This is a genomic window from Haemophilus sp. HMSC71H05, from assembly GCF_001838635.1.
GTDB classification, from domain to species: domain Bacteria; phylum Pseudomonadota; class Gammaproteobacteria; order Enterobacterales; family Pasteurellaceae; genus Haemophilus_D; species Haemophilus_D parainfluenzae_R.
This window is the reverse complement of the sequence record NZ_KV838033.1, coordinates 80,582-96,577: the sequence shown is the minus strand read 5'-3', so window position 1 is coordinate 96,577 and position 15,996 is coordinate 80,582. Positions and strand designations below refer to the sequence as shown.

Annotated in this window: 16 protein-coding genes; 11 read left to right on the top strand and 5 right to left on the bottom strand. The window is 33.2% G+C overall.

The features are described from left to right. Nucleotides 1–211: 211 nt before the first annotated feature. Nucleotides 212–1,102, top strand: a complete 891-nt coding sequence (locus HMPREF3279_RS05490; RefSeq protein ID WP_070868319.1) for a replication initiation protein — start codon at nt 212–214, stop codon at nt 1,100–1,102. A gap of 166 nt (nt 1,103–1,268) precedes the next feature. On the opposite strand, the gene HMPREF3279_RS10030 is transcribed toward HMPREF3279_RS05490, so the two are convergent. From HMPREF3279_RS10030 to HMPREF3279_RS05475, 3 genes are all read right to left on the bottom strand, one after another. Then, the gene (locus tag HMPREF3279_RS10030) at nt 1,269–1,421 is read right to left on the bottom strand and encodes a helix-turn-helix domain-containing protein (RefSeq protein ID WP_005649008.1); all 153 of its coding nucleotides are present in this window, start codon (nt 1,419–1,421) and stop codon (nt 1,269–1,271) included. A 399-nt stretch (nt 1,422–1,820) separates the two neighbouring features. Continuing rightward, nucleotides 1,821–2,171, bottom strand: coding sequence for a hypothetical protein (locus HMPREF3279_RS05480; RefSeq protein ID WP_070868317.1), 351 nt, complete (start codon nt 2,169–2,171; stop codon nt 1,821–1,823). Nucleotides 2,172–2,196: 25 nt separating this feature from the next. Further along, entirely contained in the window at nt 2,197–2,538 is a 342-nt protein-coding gene (locus tag HMPREF3279_RS05475) for a hypothetical protein (protein WP_070868316.1), read from the bottom strand. Nucleotides 2,539–2,699: 161 nt separating this feature from the next. Here HMPREF3279_RS05475 and HMPREF3279_RS05470 point away from each other — a divergent pair, with 161 nt between their 5' ends. Next, entirely contained in the window at nt 2,700–3,122 is a 423-nt protein-coding gene (locus tag HMPREF3279_RS05470; RefSeq protein WP_044364853.1) for a helix-turn-helix domain-containing protein, read from the top strand. Nucleotides 3,123–3,158: 36 nt separating this feature from the next. Here the strand turns inward: HMPREF3279_RS05470 and HMPREF3279_RS05465 are convergent, their stop codons facing one another. Then, on the bottom strand, nt 3,159–4,370 hold the full coding sequence (locus HMPREF3279_RS05465; protein ID WP_070868315.1) for a tyrosine-type recombinase/integrase: 1,212 nt from the start codon (nt 4,368–4,370) through the stop codon (nt 3,159–3,161). 194 nt (nt 4,371–4,564) lie between these two features. Between HMPREF3279_RS05465 and rdgC the strand changes: the two genes are divergently transcribed. Continuing rightward, nucleotides 4,565–5,494, top strand: a complete 930-nt coding sequence (gene rdgC, locus HMPREF3279_RS05460; RefSeq protein WP_070868314.1) for a recombination-associated protein RdgC — start codon at nt 4,565–4,567, stop codon at nt 5,492–5,494. Between the two features lie 83 nt (nt 5,495–5,577). On the opposite strand, the gene typA is transcribed toward rdgC, so the two are convergent. Then, nucleotides 5,578–7,428 carry a translational GTPase TypA gene (typA, locus tag HMPREF3279_RS05455; RefSeq protein WP_049364789.1) on the bottom strand — a complete coding sequence of 617 codons (1,851 nt, stop codon included), beginning with the start codon at nt 7,426–7,428 and terminating at the stop codon, nt 5,578–5,580. A gap of 248 nt (nt 7,429–7,676) precedes the next feature. Here typA and glnA point away from each other — a divergent pair, with 248 nt between their 5' ends. The 8 genes from glnA to HMPREF3279_RS05415 all read left to right on the top strand — a co-directional run bounded on the left by glnA (nt 7,677) and on the right by HMPREF3279_RS05415 (nt 15,984). After that, nucleotides 7,677–9,095, top strand: coding sequence for a glutamate--ammonia ligase (gene glnA, locus HMPREF3279_RS05450; protein ID WP_070868313.1), 1,419 nt, complete (start codon nt 7,677–7,679; stop codon nt 9,093–9,095). Nucleotides 9,096–9,298: 203 nt separating this feature from the next. Continuing rightward, nucleotides 9,299–10,441 carry an LPS O-antigen chain length determinant protein WzzB gene (locus tag HMPREF3279_RS10025; protein ID WP_083327174.1) on the top strand — a complete coding sequence of 381 codons (1,143 nt, stop codon included), beginning with the start codon at nt 9,299–9,301 and terminating at the stop codon, nt 10,439–10,441. Continuing rightward, nucleotides 10,431–11,675 (top strand): oligosaccharide flippase family protein, encoded by a 1,245-nt coding sequence (locus tag HMPREF3279_RS05440; RefSeq protein WP_180365029.1) that lies wholly within the window; start codon nt 10,431–10,433, stop codon nt 11,673–11,675. Before HMPREF3279_RS10025 ends, HMPREF3279_RS05440 begins: the two co-directional genes overlap by 11 nt. Continuing rightward, entirely contained in the window at nt 11,675–12,145 is a 471-nt protein-coding gene (gene tagD, locus HMPREF3279_RS05435) for a glycerol-3-phosphate cytidylyltransferase (protein ID WP_070868312.1), read from the top strand. Before HMPREF3279_RS05440 ends, tagD begins: the two co-directional genes overlap by 1 nt. A 15-nt stretch (nt 12,146–12,160) precedes the next feature. Further along, complete coding sequence (locus HMPREF3279_RS05430) at nt 12,161–12,883, top strand: LicD family protein (RefSeq protein WP_070868311.1); 723 nt, start codon at nt 12,161–12,163, stop codon at nt 12,881–12,883. 107 nt (nt 12,884–12,990) lie between these two features. After that, on the top strand, nt 12,991–14,136 hold the full coding sequence (locus tag HMPREF3279_RS05425) for an EpsG family protein (RefSeq protein WP_180365028.1): 1,146 nt from the start codon (nt 12,991–12,993) through the stop codon (nt 14,134–14,136). Continuing rightward, entirely contained in the window at nt 14,136–15,161 is a 1,026-nt protein-coding gene (locus HMPREF3279_RS05420; protein ID WP_070868309.1) for a stealth family protein, read from the top strand. The genes HMPREF3279_RS05425 and HMPREF3279_RS05420 overlap by 1 nt, the downstream gene beginning before the upstream one ends. 10 nt (nt 15,162–15,171) lie before the next feature. Further along, nucleotides 15,172–15,984, top strand: coding sequence for a glycosyltransferase (locus HMPREF3279_RS05415; protein ID WP_257283380.1), 813 nt, complete (start codon nt 15,172–15,174; stop codon nt 15,982–15,984). The last annotated feature ends 12 nt before the right edge of the window (nt 15,985–15,996 follow it).

Below are 15,996 nucleotides of genomic sequence, written 5' to 3'. Positions count from 1 at the left end.
TTTTATGTTTCAAGTGTCTAAAAAACAATCAGATTAAGTTAAAAAATGCTTTTTTTGTATTAATCTCAGTTAAGACATATTAGCTAGATATGTCTACCACATAATTTCAATCATATATCACGAGGTAAATATGGAATCAGCATATACATTAGATGATTTTAATCAAAGCTTAGCTGAACGGATAAAATAGACAGATAATTTTGATAATGGGGTGCAGTTATACCCTAAAGATGTTGCATTAACTCATAAGTATATTCAGTTTAATGATCTGTTTATTAAATTTATGGTGTTAGATCTAGATCGGGAAAATTCTGCAATGGATTGGGAATTGTTAGGACTTCCAAGTCCCAATATAGTCGTACAAAATAGATTAAACGGTCGATGTCATTATATCTATGCGTTAGAAGTACCTATTTGTAACACAAAGAATGCTCGATTTAAGCCAATAAGTTATTTTAAAAAGATACAACGGGCTTATATTGATAAGTTAGGAGCAGATCAACACTATGTTGGTGTATTCACTAAAAATCCAAACTCAAATTTTTGGAGAACATTTGTATTTAATGTACCTAAATATACTCTGGATTATTTAGCTGATTTTGTTGATTTATCAAATAAACCTGTATTTTATCTAAATGATAATGAAGATATTGAAGGTCGGAATTGTTCTTTATTTAATCAGATCAAAAAAATTGGTTATCGTGAGATTCTGAAGTTTAAATGTTCAGGTAAACAATTAGAACAATTTAATCAGTATTTATTATCTTCATTAGAGTTATTAAATCAGAATCATAATCCACCATTACCATACAGGGAGTTAAAAGGAATTGCTAGAAGCTCATCTCGTTGGATCTGGGAAAGATTTTCTGAATCATCGTTTCAACAAATTCAGTCAAATCGTTCTCGAAAACGATGGGAAAAGCAACAAATTATCAAGAAAGAGTTGTTTAATCAATTTGGAGCTAATAAACCTAATATGTCGTTAAAGCAAATAGCAGAACAATTTAGTATTAGTATAAGTTCATTGAATCGTTGGGCAGAAGAATTCGGATGGGTGAAATCAAAAAATGACTTAAAAAGTAAATATGAGAAAATAGTATAGTTAAGAACACAAGGTCTGAAATGGCGAGAAATAGCAACCTGTTTATCAATATCAGAAGGCAGTGCTAAGATGTGTTTTAAACGATATAAAAGATAGTAAATAAAAGCCACCATGTTTTTGGTGGCTTATTTTTTTATACTTTACAAGTTTCAAGGTAACTTAGAATCTAAGATTCAGGAATACGAACTTGTCGTCCAAATTTGATAGATGTTAATTTTTTCGATTCAATTAATCGTAGAATAGTTGAACGACTTACACGTAAACGATCTTGAAGATCTTGAATTGTGAAGTAATAGCCGACGTTATCTTGTATTTTCATAATTATCTCCTATTTCGTACATACTTTTTAGGAGCTTAACACAGGAATTTATGAATCTAACTTTAAATTGATATTTTTTTTTATTATTTTTGTGAGTGTATATTTTGCACGGATATCACGTTGTAAAACACGTAGTAGAAAGATTAGTTCATCAATGTCGAGTTTTCTAAATAGTAAGCTAATTAATTCTTCAGTTTCCGTGTCAGAATGCGGTTTAAAATTTGGAAATTTTTTTATCATTTTAAGTTCACTGTACTTGATAAATGTATATAGGTATTTAATGTAAGCCAGAATAATTCTAAATGATGTCTAGATGCATTTAGTTGATTAGAATGATAAAACCTATAGGTAATACATAAAATGAAAAAAGAGCTCATTTTTGAGCTCTTTATGACGATTTTAGTTTTCACTACTCATTGGTACAAAACCATCAGTTTCCGGTGAGTATTCAACATAGTAAGATGAATCTCTCATTTTGTAGGCTTGTGGAACATTGTCGGGTTTAGTGCTACATGCTTTGTTTAAAAGTTTGTATTCATCATGAGTAATACATTGACCTTTTTCATATGTTTTTAAAAGCCCTGTGATCATACATACATCATATGGAGAACGTTTCTCTCCAAAATAAATATAATCACCACATTTCATTGGTATTGAGCCACCTTGTTCAGGTGGGGATTCAATAGTACGGATTCCCGCATATGCAATGTTGGTCATTAAAACAAGAATTGAGAAAACAGTTTTAATCATATTTTATCCTAATAAGTATAATATATTATTTTGTTATAGCTTTTTTCTTAGAGAATATTTTTCTCAAAATAATTAATAAGAATCCAGCAACTAGACATATTACATGAATTCCTATGTAAAACCCAAGAATTTGAGAACCTCCACCTGAAGCATTTCCCTCAGCCATGCCAGCTTGTAATGCTAAACTAGGAGATAAGAAAATAGTGCTTAAAATATTAATACCAATTGTTATTCCTGATAATGTAGGCTGGGAATAAAAGGATATTAAAGCAAGTAAACTACAAAGAATTGCAATGTACAAGCCGATTACTGGAATAAAGATAGAAATAGCAGCAAAAATTAATGCTACGATTGAAAGAGCTTTCATGTTAGTTTCCTACTAGTAATTGATTTCATTAGGTTTATAAGCACACAGAATGTGTGAAACGAGATGATAATATATTGTCGAATATTTGATGTGTAGTAACGAACAGTGTATATTGTTGACTAGTATTAGTGTGTAATTTAACCAAATTGTAGGTGTTGAGCATGAATGTACATGAAAAGATCAGAAAACTACGTGAAACAAAGCATTGGTCACAAGAAGAAATGGCTGAAAAAATGAGTATGTCGTTGAATGGCTATGCAAAAATTGAACGTGGTGAAACGAAATTACATCTGGATAAGCTAGAGCAAATTGCACAAATTTTAGATATAGATATTGTTGAATTGATTAATTCTGGTGAGCGAAATGTCTTCGTTCAATTCAATGAGAATTCTCATTTTGGTTCGTCATTTCAGGGAGACAATGAGAAATCTCTATTGATTGAGATTGAAAAGCTAAAATTATCGTTATCACATTGTCAGCAATTATTGGAAGAAAAAGAAGGTTTGTTGAACAAGCTAGTAGAGCAAAAAGATAATGAAATAAAGCTACTGAGAGAAATGGTAGAGTTATTGAAGAAAGGTTAGGTAAATAAAGGGAATCTGTATTGATTCCCTTTATTTTTAGATACTTTTTTTCATACATTCTTCAACAAAATCTCCCCAAGCATTCATTAATGGTTTTCGTTGTTCAAGATAGGTTGAGCGATTGTAGGCATTACGAACTTGATTTTTGCTTTGATGAGAAAGGCAAGCTTCAAGAATTTCCAGATTCATTTCGGTAAATGTCTCGCTAAGATAGGTACTTGCGATAGAACGTAGCCCATGTGATGTTAATTGATCTTTATAACCAACGCGTTTAATTGCTGCATTAGCAGAGCTTGAATGTAATGGTCTTTCAGGATAACGTTGGCTTTGAAAAATAAAACGACTACGGCCTGAAATGTTTTTTAGCTTATTAAGTATTTTAAGCACTTGTGGTGATAATGGAATGGTGAAAGCTTTTTTCATTTTCATGCGTTCAGCAGGGATATTCCATAGCGATTTCTCAAAATCAATTTCATTCCATTGTGCATTTGCAGCTTCACTTGGACGGGTGATAGTCAAAAGAGAGAATTCAATAAGATATTTCACCATAAGGTCAATATGTGAATGACGTAACGCAGACATGAATTCAGGTAGTTTTTCAGGTCTAATAGTTGGATGATGTGTTGTTCTGTTTACATTAAAAGCCTTTGATACATTGATGCATTTATTAAACTCAATAATACCTTTGTTAACAGCAAAATTCATGATTTCATTAACTAATGCAATAACAAGCTTCCCAGTGTGAGAAACTCCTCGTTCAAATAATGGTATAGCTGTATCATGTAACTGTTGTGGTGTAATTTCAGCAATAGGATTATCGCCTAAATATGGAAATGCATATTTTTCTAGCGTTCTCCATCGGCTTTTAAGTGTTACAGACTTGATTTCAGAAACTTTTTTTTGTTTCCATTGAGTTGATATGGCAAAAAATGTATTGTTTTGTCGTTGTAATTGCAGTAATTCATGCTGTTTTATGTATTCTTGCGGATCAATCTTATTAGCTAGTAATTGACGATATTGTTCTCTCAATTCCCTTGCTTTTGATAGTGTAATTGCTGGATATAGTCCTAAAGAAATTTTTGCTCGTTTCTTTGTTAGAGGTCGATAGTAATTAAATCTCCAAGATTTTGAACCTGTTGGTGAAATGATTAGAAATAGTCCATAACCATCAGTCAATGTATATGGTTTGTTTGATGCTTTTGCTTTCTTGATTTCAGTGTCAACAAGTGGTTTTACTTTTTTAGCCATAAGACATCTGTTTATGTATATAAAAATAGGTATTAATATGTTTTTTAGTAACCAAGAAATCTAGCTTGATTATGATAAGTTACCATTATGGTTACTAAAAAATTGAAATATGATGATATACTATGAATTATAAATGGTGTTTTGAAATAAGTAAATTATTGATTTAATAATAAAATTGTACATGGTGAAATGTTATGAGTTATAAAGTTAATTTTTGGTTTAAAAATTTAATGTCATATAGGCTGACTAAGCCCTTAGATTGGGATCTTAATGAATTGCAACGCCAGTTGTCAGATTGTGAATTTCATCCTTGTGGCTCACAAGATCAAAGCAAATTCGGTTGGGCGAGTCCCTTGAAAGACAGCGAATTATTACATTTTTCAGTGGGTAAACACATTTTGTTAGTTGCAAAAAAAGAAGAAAAAATGTTGCCGGCGAATGTGGTGAAACGTGAATTAGATGAACGCATTGAAAGCCTTGAGCAAAAAGAAAATCGTAAATTGAAGAAAACAGAAAAACAAACGTTAAAAGATGATGTGGTGATGAATCTACTGCCGCGTGCATTCACTAAAAACCAGCAAACATCTGTGTGGATTGATACGGAGAATAACCTTGTTCATGTCGATGCGGCATCCAGTAAACGTGCAGAAGATGCCTTAGCATTATTGCGTAAATCACTTGGTTCGTTACCCGTTGTGCCGTTGGCTTTTGCGAATGAATCTTCGACCATTTTAACGGATTGGATTGTGCAGGAAAAAATCCCGCATTGGTTGGTGGCGTTAGAAGAGGCTGAATTGCGTGGAAGCCAAGAAGACAGCGTGATCCGTTGCAAAAAACAGCCTTTAGAAAATGAAGAGATTCTCGCGCTTTTACAAGATGGCAAAAAAGTGGTGAGCAAGCTCGCATTAGAATGGGAAGATACGCTGACTTTTGTATTTAATGAAGATTGCACGCTCAAACGCTTAAAATTTGCTGATGCGGTGCGTGAGAAAAATGCGGATATTTTAAAAGAAGATTATGCGCAACGCTTTGATGCTGATTTTGTATTAATGACGGGTATTTTATCTAAACTGACCGAAAACTTACTCGATGAATTCGGTGGCGAGAAAGTCAGATTAGGCTAGTTTTAATCATGAAATAAAAAGGCGAACATCATGTTCGCCTTTTGTTTGTTTAAAAGTGCGGTCAAATTTCCGCACGTTTTTGATTAATGTGTGCTTGTACTGGTTGTCGTACGGTTTGCACGTTTACGATCGTTTTCCGTTAAGAGTTTTTTACGGATACGGATCGACTCTGGTGTCACTTCCACTAACTCGTCATCATCGATAAACTCGATAGCTTGTTCAAGTGTAAATTTTACCGGTGTGGTTAATACGATGGCATCATCTTTACCTGATGCACGCATATTGGTGAGTTTTTTACCTTGCAAACAGTTTACCGTTAAGTCGTTTGTGCGGCTGTGAATACCGATGATTTGACCTTCGTAAACCTCTACGTTAGCTTCGATCATTAATTTACCACGCTCTTGTAAACCAAATAGCGCATAAGCTAATGCTTTACCTGTCGCGTTAGAAATTAATACACCGTTTTTACGTTGACCGATTTCACCTGGTTTGATGTCATCGTAGTGATCGAAACTGGAGTAAAGTAAACCTGTACCTGACGTCATGGTCATGAATTCACCACGGAAACCGATTAAGCCACGGCTAGGGATGATGTATTCTAAACGTACACGACCTTTGCCATCTGGCATCATGTCACGAACTTCACCTTTACGGATACCTAATGCTTCCATAACAGAACCTTGGTGCTGTTCTTCCACATCGATAGTTACTTGCTCATAAGGCTCTTGTTTTTTACCGTTGATTTCGCGATAGATTACTTTAGGGCGAGAAACCGCAAGCTCATAACCTTCACGACGCATATTTTCAATTAATACAGAAAGGTGTAATTCACCACGGCCAGAAACACGGAATTCATCTGGGTTTGGTGTTTCTTCTACGCGTAATGCCACGTTGTGAACTAATTCTTTGTTTAAACGTTCAAGAATTTGACGAGAAGTCACATATTTACCTTCTTGCCCCGCAAAAGGAGAAGTATTTACACAGAAGAACATGGTGACAGTTGGTTCATCAACGGTTAATGAAGGTAAGGCTTCAACGGCGTTGATATCACAAATAGTATCCGAGATATTTAATTCACCTAAACCGGTAATCGCGATGATATCACCTGCGTAAGCAACATCTTCTTCATAACGTTGTAAACCAAGGTGACCTAACACTTGACCTACACGGCCTTGACGAGTTTTACCTTCGCCATCAATGATAGTCACAGGTTGATTTGGTTTGATTGCACCACGTTTGATACGACCGATACCGATAACACCCACATAGCTGTTATAGTCTAATTGTGAGATTTGCATTTGGAATGGGGCATCAAGTTCCACTTTTGGCGGTTCAACGTGTTGAACGATCGCTTCAAATAATGGGGTCATGTCTTCCGCTAATTCTTCGTGTTCAAGACCTGCGACACCATTTAATGCAGATGCATAGATAATAGGGAAGTCTAATTGCTCATCGGTTGCACCAAGGTTAACGAATAAATCAAAAACTTGATCCACCACCCAGTCAGGACGAGCGCCTGGGCGGTCAACTTTGTTGATAACTACGATTGGTTTTAAACCGTGAGCAAAGGCTTTTTGGGTTACGAAACGCGTTTGTGGCATTGGGCCGTCAAAAGCATCTACGACTAAAAGTACAGAATCCACCATAGAAAGCACACGTTCTACTTCACCACCGAAGTCGGCGTGTCCTGGGGTATCTACGATGTTAATGCGATAACCATTCCAGTTAATTGCAGTATTTTTTGCAAGAATGGTAATACCACGTTCTTTTTCAAGATCGTTTGAGTCCATTACGCGTTCATCAACATCACCACGAGTTGATTCAAATGTACCAGATTGTTGAAGGAGTTTGTCAACGAGGGTGGTTTTACCATGGTCAACGTGAGCGATAATTGCGATATTGCGCAATTTATTAATATCAATGTCGTTTTTCATTTATTACGTTCTTAATGTTTAAGTTTTGTAGGGTGGAATTTTTATGCCACCGAATAGTCCAAGTAGTTTGAATTAGTGAGTAAACCCACTCTACGAGAATCTCGAAAGGGCAAAAATTATACACGATATTTCGCTGCTCTGCTATGCTAGGGCATAAAATAAATCTTATGAAAAAAGCAAGCGATTGCGTTATAATGCTCCTTTAATTTTATTAAAGATTATACACATAGCAAAATAGAGGACTCCTTATGCCAAATGCAAATGCAATTGCCAACGTATTCAAACTGATCGAAGAGAACGATATTAAATTCGCACTACTTCGTTTCACTGACATTAAAGGTAAAGAACACGGTGTTTCTATCCCGGTTAGCCTTGTCGATGAAGATATGTTTGAAGATGGCAAAATGTTCGATGGCTCTTCTGTTGAAGGTTGGAAAACCATTAACAAAGCCGATATGCTTTTAATGCCAATTGCTGAAACTGCAGTAGTCGATCCATTTGCGCAGATCCCAACACTTTCAATTCGTTGTAGCGTTTATGAGCCAACAACCATGCAAAGCTATGATCGTGATCCGCGTTCAATCGCTATTCGCGCAGAAAACTATATGCGTTCAACAGGCGTTGCAGATCAGGCATTCTTTGGTCCAGAACCTGAGTTCTTCTTATTTGATGATGTGCGTTTTGATGTATCAATGAACCGTGCTTCTTTCGCCATTGATGACATTGAAGCCGCTTGGAACACCAATAAAAAATATGAAGGCGGTAACAATGCTTATCGTCCATTGAAGAAAGGTGGTTATTGTGCGGTGGCACCAATTGATACAGCTCATGATATTCGTTCTGAAATGTGTTTAATTTTAGAAGAAATGGGCTTAGTCATCGAAGCTCATCACCATGAAGTGGCAACCGCGGGCCAAAACGAAATTGCAACGAAATTCAACAGCTTAACCTTAAAAGCAGATGAAACACAAATCTATAAATATGTGGTGCAAAACGTTGCATTAGAACATGGTAAAACCGCTTGCTTTATGCCGAAACCAATTACGGGTGATAATGGTTCAGGTATGCACTGTAATATGTCATTAAGCAAAGATGGCAAAAACATTTTCCAAGGTGATAAATATGCAGGCCTTTCTGAAACCGCACTTTATTATATCGGCGGTATCATTAAGCATGCAAAAGCATTAAATGCATTCACTAATCCAAGTACTAACTCATACAAACGTTTAGTGCCTGGTTTTGAAGCACCAGTATTGTTGGCTTACTCTGCAAGTAACCGTTCAGCTTCAATTCGTATTCCGGCAGTAACTAGCCCGAAAGCAATCCGTATTGAAGCGCGTTTCCCAGATCCAATGGCAAACCCATATCTTGCATTTGCTGCATTATTAATGGCGGGCCTTGATGGCGTAGTGAACAAAATTCACCCAGGTGATGCAATGGATAAAAATCTTTACGATCTTCCACCGGAAGAATTAAAAGATATTCCAGCAGTCGCGAGCTCGCTAGAAGAAGCATTGAATTCATTAGAAAAAGACTATGAATTCTTAACGCAAGGTGGTGTGTTTACGAAAGACTTTATCGAAGCATTTATTAATATTAAACGTAAAGAAGTAGAGCGTTTAAATATGACACCACATCCTGTTGAGTTTGAGATGTATTATGCCTAGTGCGCGTATAATTAACTGATTCTATTTATAAAAGGTATTATCAAATTTTGATGATACCTTTTTATTTTATTAAATAAATGTATTTTATTATTAACATAAATGAAGTATAAAATGGAGTAGAGACTAGTTCCCTTGTTAGAGTAGGGGAATTTAGGTAGAATGGGGTAGTCTATAACATGTCGAAGTACTTAAAGGAATTGATGATGGCTAATGTTTATTCGCAAAAAATAAATGAAACTGATGAGGTTGACTTAATTGAATTAATAAGAACCTTATGGAAGAAAAAACTATGGATTATTTTGTCTGCTTTCGTTTTTACTATCATCGCAGCAGGCTATGCCTTTACAGCTAAAGAGCAATGGACATCTACAGCTATTGTTGCTGCTCCCCGCTCAACTGATTTAGGAAGTCTTTTGCCCGTGCGTGCAGAATATGCTCGTATTGTGGGTGATAGTGAATTTTCAACTGGTAAATTATCAAATTCTCTTTATGAACAATTTAAACATTTTCTTTTATCAAGTGATTTAAAAAGAGAGTTTTTGTCACAATCGACTTTAGTTAAAGATTACACTAAAGAAATGACAGATGAACAAAGAGATAATTACATTGAGACTGCAATTTCAAACTATCTCGTAGTTCATGAAGTTGATCCAAAGAAGAAGGATTTGACTGAATTAGATAAAATTGGATTAAAGCTTACTTTTTCAGCTGAAACGCCTAAATTAGCTCAATCAGTATTGATTGATTATATTAATTTTGTGAATAAATATGTCTTAAATCAAACTAATAAAGAATTTAAGCTCGGGTTTAATTTACGCTTAGATGCTTTAAAGTTTACTAAATTACAAATTGAAGAAAGCTTAACTGAGGCTAAAAAGGTTCAAGTAGAGAATTTAACTAAGGCTTTAAATATCGCGAAGAAAGCAGGAATTACAGACTTTTCTAAAGCAAATACAAATAGTTTATCGGTTCCTGAATATATGTTAGGTGAGGGACGTTTAAATATCTCTGACTCTAAATTAGCTGATGGGACCTACCTATTTATGTTGGGAGAGAAATATTTACAAGCGCAATTGGATATCGCAAAGAATACGGAAATTGTTTATCCAGTGAATTATTATAGTACGGAAAGACAGTTAGCAAAATTAACAGAATTAGAACCTCGCTTAGATAATATTGGAGAGGTAAAAAGTTATTATTATTTGAGTTCACCTGACTATCCAGTTATGAGAGATAAACCAAACAAATTAATGATTTTATCAATTGCATTCTGTTTAGGTATATTTTTATCAAGTATTGTTATACTGTTTAGACACTATTTCAACTTAAATGAAAATGAAAAGTAATGATAGAAAAGTTATTTTAGGTAATATTTTCTTTTTAGCATTGTTGCAAGTGGTTAATTATGTTTTCCCATTGCTTTCTTGGCCTATTATGTCTAATGCATTAGGTTTGTCGGACTTTGGTGTTTTACTAATTCTGCTGTCTATTTGTGGAATTGCTAACATGTTTACAGATTTTGGTTTTGATTTATCTGCAACCTATTCTGTATCAAAAAACATTAAAGATAAATCGTATATAGACTCTTTATTATCAAATGTATTTTTCATAAAGTCTTTTTTGTCTATTGTCGTTATTTTATGCTCTTTTTTATATATCTATACTCAGATTTCAATTTATTCATCGATTAATGCTTATACATATTTAATTATATCTTTAATCATTGTTTCTCAATCTTGCCAATATATTTGGTTTTTTCAAGGTGTTGAGAAAATGAAGTATATAACGCTAGCTACAGTATTGTCTAAGTCAGGTTATCTAATACTTTTACTAATTATTATGCCAATTTTTCAAAGTGTTAATTCTGCTTTGGTTTGTTTTCTTATAAGTCAGGTCGTGGTTAGTGTTACACATATACGATGTATATATAAAGAGAATTTCTCTTTCGGTAAAGTTTCAATTGGGCCATTAATTTCAGAGTTAAAAAAAAGCTTAGGTTTCTTCTTATCAAGAATAGTGGTATCGTTATATACATCTGCTAATACTTTAATATTAGGTCATTTTCAGGGGAGTACTGCAGCAGGCTTATATGGCGCGGCTGAAAAATTATACTTTGCAGGAAGTAGAGTATCGGGCGTGTTATCTCAGGCTTTATATCCAAACATGGCAAAAACAGGGAATGTTAAATTACTTGTAAAAATTGTTTCTAGTATTTTTATTCCATTTTGTTTTTGCTGTTATGCAGTAAGTTTTTTCTCTTCAGAAATTATGGAGATTATATTTGGGTCAGAATTTGCTTCGGCATCACATATATTAGATCTGTTTTTATTGTTAATGTGTATAACGTTTCTTTCTATCTCTTTAGGGTACCCTGGATTTGCAGCGATAAAGAAAGTAGAGTTCGCTAATTATAGTGTTGTGATTGGCTCTTTTTTCCATCTTTGCGGAATAGGTATTCTATTTTATGAGAATAGTATAACAACAATTAACTTATTAACATTGGTTCTTATTACAGAAAGTATAATACTAACCTTGAGAGTAGGATTGCTTATATATTTTTCTAGAAAAGGATATAGATAATGAAAAAAATAGTTATTACTTATGGAACATTTGATTTATTTCATGTTGGACATGTACGATTACTTAAGAGATTAAGGGCATTGGGTGACTCATTAATAGTAGGGATTTCTAGTGATGAATTTAATGCGATGAAAGGCAAAAAATCATTCTTTTCTTATGAAGAAAGAAAGGAGATATTGTTATCTTGTAAATATGTAGATGATGTTTTTCCAGAGAATAATTGGGAACAAAAGAGAAGTGATATAATTAAGTATGGGGCTAGCATATTCGGAATAGGTGATGATTGGAAAGGGAAGTTTGATGAATTATCTGATATTTGTGAAGTCATCTATTTAGAAAGAACAGAGAGTGTATCAACAACTGATATCAAAAAAGAATTATCAAAAATTAGTAGCCAAGAGTGTGAGCAGTTAGAAGCATCTCTTCATGCAGCATTGAACATCATTAAGACGGTAAAAAAAGCATTTTAATATGCTGGAGAATTTATGATTAATAAAATTAAATTTTTCCTCGATAAATTTCCTATAATTAAAAAAACGGTTGTTTTCTTATATGTGAATTCTATTGGTAGGGTAATTTATTATAAAGAAAATAGGAATTTTAGGAAACATAGTAAGGATACATTGCTTGCGCTAGATTCCGTTTTTCGAGGCTTATCTATTCCTTATTGGCTAGATTTTGGCACTTTATTAGGTGCGGTAAGGGAAAAAGATTTTATTCAACATGATTTAGATATTGATGTAGGGATGTGGATGCTTGATAGAACACCCTTATTGCAGAAGAGCCTAGAAGAGGCTGGTTTTAGAAAAATAAGAGATATCACTATATATAGAAATGCTGAAGTATATGGATTGGAAGAAACATATAGTTTAAATGGTATAAACGTAGATATTTTTTATTATACAAAAATTGATTCTGATAAGGCCTACTATCATGATTTTATACCTCTTCCTGGAGTGAGTCGTATTGGTACGATTAACAAGTTGGGAGGCTTAGTTCCGAGAGAAATCACTTTGCCAATTAAAGGTATTCAAGATATTGAATTTAAAGGCGCGGTTTTATCAGCACCATATCCAGTCGAAGAACACTTAATCGGGCGATATGGGGAGAGCTATATGATTAAAGACAGTAATTGGAGCATAACAAAAGGAAATCAGCAAAGTGTAAAAGTATTATCTGATGATGTTGGTATAATTAATTATTTATGATGAGTGGAAATAAACTAATCATTTTTATCGGCAGCTTATTCTATCCAATTTATTTTCTTCCTTTAGCTTTTCAATATGTGATAAAGAATGAAAAATTTGGATACTTTATGATCTCTTTATTTATGGGGATGCTGGCGTATACAATGATTCCTTATGATACGATGGATATTGTAAGGCACTATGAGAAGTTTGAATTGTTTTCCTCTATTAGTTTTGATGAGCTGTTTTTAGAGGGGCGATTAGTTGATTATATTTTTAATGTATATGCTTGGGCAATAATAAATATTGGATTAAGTAAGGAATTTGTTCCTTTATCTGTTACTTTTATTAGTTATTATTTCTATCTTATCACATTTAAGATTATTATTGATCGGGAGTTTGCTTCTAGCCAGTCTCTATATGTAAGCTATAAATATATAGTATTGCTGGGCTTTTTCCTTATTATCAATGAAATAAGGTTTATGGATGCTTCTAGTGGCCTAAGAAACATATTTTCATTCTCCATATTTTCTTATGCTCTAATTAGCTATATATATACTAAAAAATATTTTTCATTAATACTGTTATCTTTGTTGGCAATAGGCATTCATTTTTCTGCATTTATTGCATTGCTTATATTTTTAGTATCTCATTTTATTCGAATTAGTACTTTTTCAAAAGGAATTTATGTTGTTTGCTACTTCTTGTTTGTTTTGGGTGCGACGGATGTAATTTTTTATTTTGCTATAAATAAGCTGGAGCCTTATTTAAGGGAGTATGGTCTTTATTTTCCATCATACTTTGATGAAGATGGCGTTTGGGGAGCTGGATATTATCTGACTCAAAACATTAAGTCATTGATATTTGAAAAGTATATAAAAACTTTTCCTCTGTATGTTGCAGGATTGTATTTTATCCTATTTAGAAATTTTAAGAATGAGATATTGTCTAGATATTTATTTGTTCTTTTTATTTTTATTACTACAATCTCGGTGTCGAGAACACTGTTAGATAGATTTAATTGGTTTTTTGTTATTCTATTTATCTATTTTCTTTTAATAGAGTTAATTAATGGAAAAATTTCAAATTTGAAGAGGGTGTTTATATTTGTATTTTCATTTTCTCTTATTACTATGGACTTAGGTAGCATATATAAATACAGGGATATATTTGGCCGCTCTTGGGGAGACTTACTTTATACTCCATTTATATTTAAGTACGACAATCATATAGAACCATATCAATATATTATTAGAAATTCAGGAGAGCAGTAATGAAAATTGACTTCGTTTTACCGTGGGTGGATAACCAAGATCCTGAATGGCAAAAATCTCGACAACAATATGCTGAGAATCAGTCCTTATCAGATGCAAATTCGAGTGCGAGATTTCGTGATTCAGGCACATTAAAGTATGTACTTCGTTCTATTGAAAAAAATTGTCCTTGGTATAATAAAATTTATTTAATTACTTGTGGACATCATCCAGAATGGTTGGATATTAATTCACCTAAGATTGAATTAGTTAAGCATAGCGATATTTATGATAATAAAGAGCATCTACCGGTATTTAACTCAAGTTCTATTGAGATGAGCTTGCCAAATATTAAAGGACTTTCAGAGCATTTTGTTTACTTAAATGATGATACTATTATTTTTTCTAAAACGGATGTAGAGCGTTTCTTTGTTGATGGTAAACCTGTTGATTTTTTATGTCATGGGTGGCTAGCTCGTAATAAATTATTTGGAATGCTTAAAGGGCTGGATTCATGGGTTAATTCTTTAAATAATAATATTTTGCTTATTAATAAATTCTTTAATCCGTCAACGTTAGATAGCAAAGTTCTTTACCATAAAAGTTACTCAACTTTAAATAAAATGAGTAATTTTCTATTGAAGAATGTTTATAGGAAATATTTTTGGTTTGAACACTGGCATCATCCGATTCCTTATGTGAATAGTACCTTACAAGAAGTGAAAAAATATTGTTTTGATGAGATGCAATGCTGTTCCAGTAATAAATTCAGACATAATACGGATTTAACACAGTATTTATATCGTTATTGGCGTTTAGCTAAAGGAGATTTTTACCCCTATAAGTATGATGATGGGGTTGAAACCAATATTTTGACACTAGAAGATCTTCATAAGGCGATTCAAGATTGTGAAAAATTAAATCCAAAGTTTGTTTGTTTTAATGATTCTCCAAGCTTGTCCGATAATGAATATGTGCAGATTCGAGATGAAACTCTCATATTCTTTGATAAAAGATTTCCAGAAAAAGCCTCTTTTGAATTATAGGACATAAATAATGTTATCAGTGTTAATGTCAATTTATCATAAAGAAAAACCAGAATATTTTGATCAAGCAATGGATAGTATTTGGGAACATCAAACGGTGAAACCTGATCAAGTTGTATTGGTTGAAGATGGCCCTTTAACGACAGAGTTATATGATGCCATAAAGAATTGGAAAGTGAAACTTGGTGAGGTTTTGGATATTATTTCTTTAGAAAAAAATCTTGGAACTGGTGGTGCTAAAAGTATAGGGTTGGAAAAATGCAAAGGTGATTATATTGCAGTGATGGATACTGATGATATTTCTACACCGGAACGTTTTGAAAAACAAATTAAATTTCTTGAAAAAAACACTGATATTGATGCAGTGGGGTGTTTTTTGGAGGAAATAAATGAAAAAAATGAGATAATTAAGAATTCAGTTATTTATCCTCAAACACATGATGAGCTCCGGAGGTTCTTCTCTAAGAGAGATCCTATAGCTCACCCTACAACTATGTTTAGAAGACGATTTTTTGAAAAAGGAGCAAAATATCTTTCAAGTTTAGTAATGGCCGAAGATACATTATTATGGTATCAAGGTTTTCTAAATAACTGTAAGTTAGCTAATATAGACTATATTGGACTGAAATTCAGACGTAGTTCCGATTTTTATAAGCGTAGAGCAAATTGGAAAAAAACAATTGGGCTACTAAAATTCCGCCTATTTCATATAAATAGAGATTTAAATTATGGTATTAAAGCAGATATCTACGCAATTGCTTATTTTTTGATGTCTATTTCGCCAAGTTTTGTGAAAAAATTATTATATAAATTATTTAGATAGAAAGGATAAAAA

Bases quoted from the DNA above. Each gene is read 5' to 3' on its own strand.
- HMPREF3279_RS10030 (WP_005649008.1), bottom strand. From the start codon at position 1,421: ATGAAAATACAAGATAACGTCGGCTATTACTTCACAATTCAAGATCTT.
- HMPREF3279_RS05480 (WP_070868317.1), bottom strand. From the start codon at position 2,171: ATGATTAAAACTGTTTTCTCAATTCTTGTTTTAATGACCAACATTGCA.
- HMPREF3279_RS05475 (WP_070868316.1), bottom strand. From the start codon at position 2,538: ATGAAAGCTCTTTCAATCGTAGCATTAATTTTTGCTGCTATTTCTATC.
- HMPREF3279_RS05470 (WP_044364853.1), top strand. From the start codon at position 2,700: ATGAATGTACATGAAAAGATCAGAAAACTACGTGAAACAAAGCATTGG.
- HMPREF3279_RS05465 (WP_070868315.1), bottom strand. From the start codon at position 4,370: ATGGCTAAAAAAGTAAAACCACTTGTTGACACTGAAATCAAGAAAGCA.
- rdgC (WP_070868314.1), top strand. From the start codon at position 4,565: ATGAGTTATAAAGTTAATTTTTGGTTTAAAAATTTAATGTCATATAGG.
- typA (WP_049364789.1), bottom strand. From the start codon at position 7,428: ATGAAAAACGACATTGATATTAATAAATTGCGCAATATCGCAATTATC.
- glnA (WP_070868313.1), top strand. From the start codon at position 7,677: ATGCCAAATGCAAATGCAATTGCCAACGTATTCAAACTGATCGAAGAG.
- HMPREF3279_RS10025 (WP_083327174.1), top strand. From the start codon at position 9,299: ATGGCTAATGTTTATTCGCAAAAAATAAATGAAACTGATGAGGTTGAC.
- HMPREF3279_RS05440 (WP_180365029.1), top strand. From the start codon at position 10,431: ATGAAAAGTAATGATAGAAAAGTTATTTTAGGTAATATTTTCTTTTTA.
- tagD (WP_070868312.1), top strand. From the start codon at position 11,675: ATGAAAAAAATAGTTATTACTTATGGAACATTTGATTTATTTCATGTT.
- HMPREF3279_RS05430 (WP_070868311.1), top strand. From the start codon at position 12,161: ATGATTAATAAAATTAAATTTTTCCTCGATAAATTTCCTATAATTAAA.
- HMPREF3279_RS05425 (WP_180365028.1), top strand. From the start codon at position 12,991: ATGATCTCTTTATTTATGGGGATGCTGGCGTATACAATGATTCCTTAT.
- HMPREF3279_RS05420 (WP_070868309.1), top strand. From the start codon at position 14,136: ATGAAAATTGACTTCGTTTTACCGTGGGTGGATAACCAAGATCCTGAA.
- HMPREF3279_RS05415 (WP_257283380.1), top strand. From the start codon at position 15,172: ATGTTATCAGTGTTAATGTCAATTTATCATAAAGAAAAACCAGAATAT.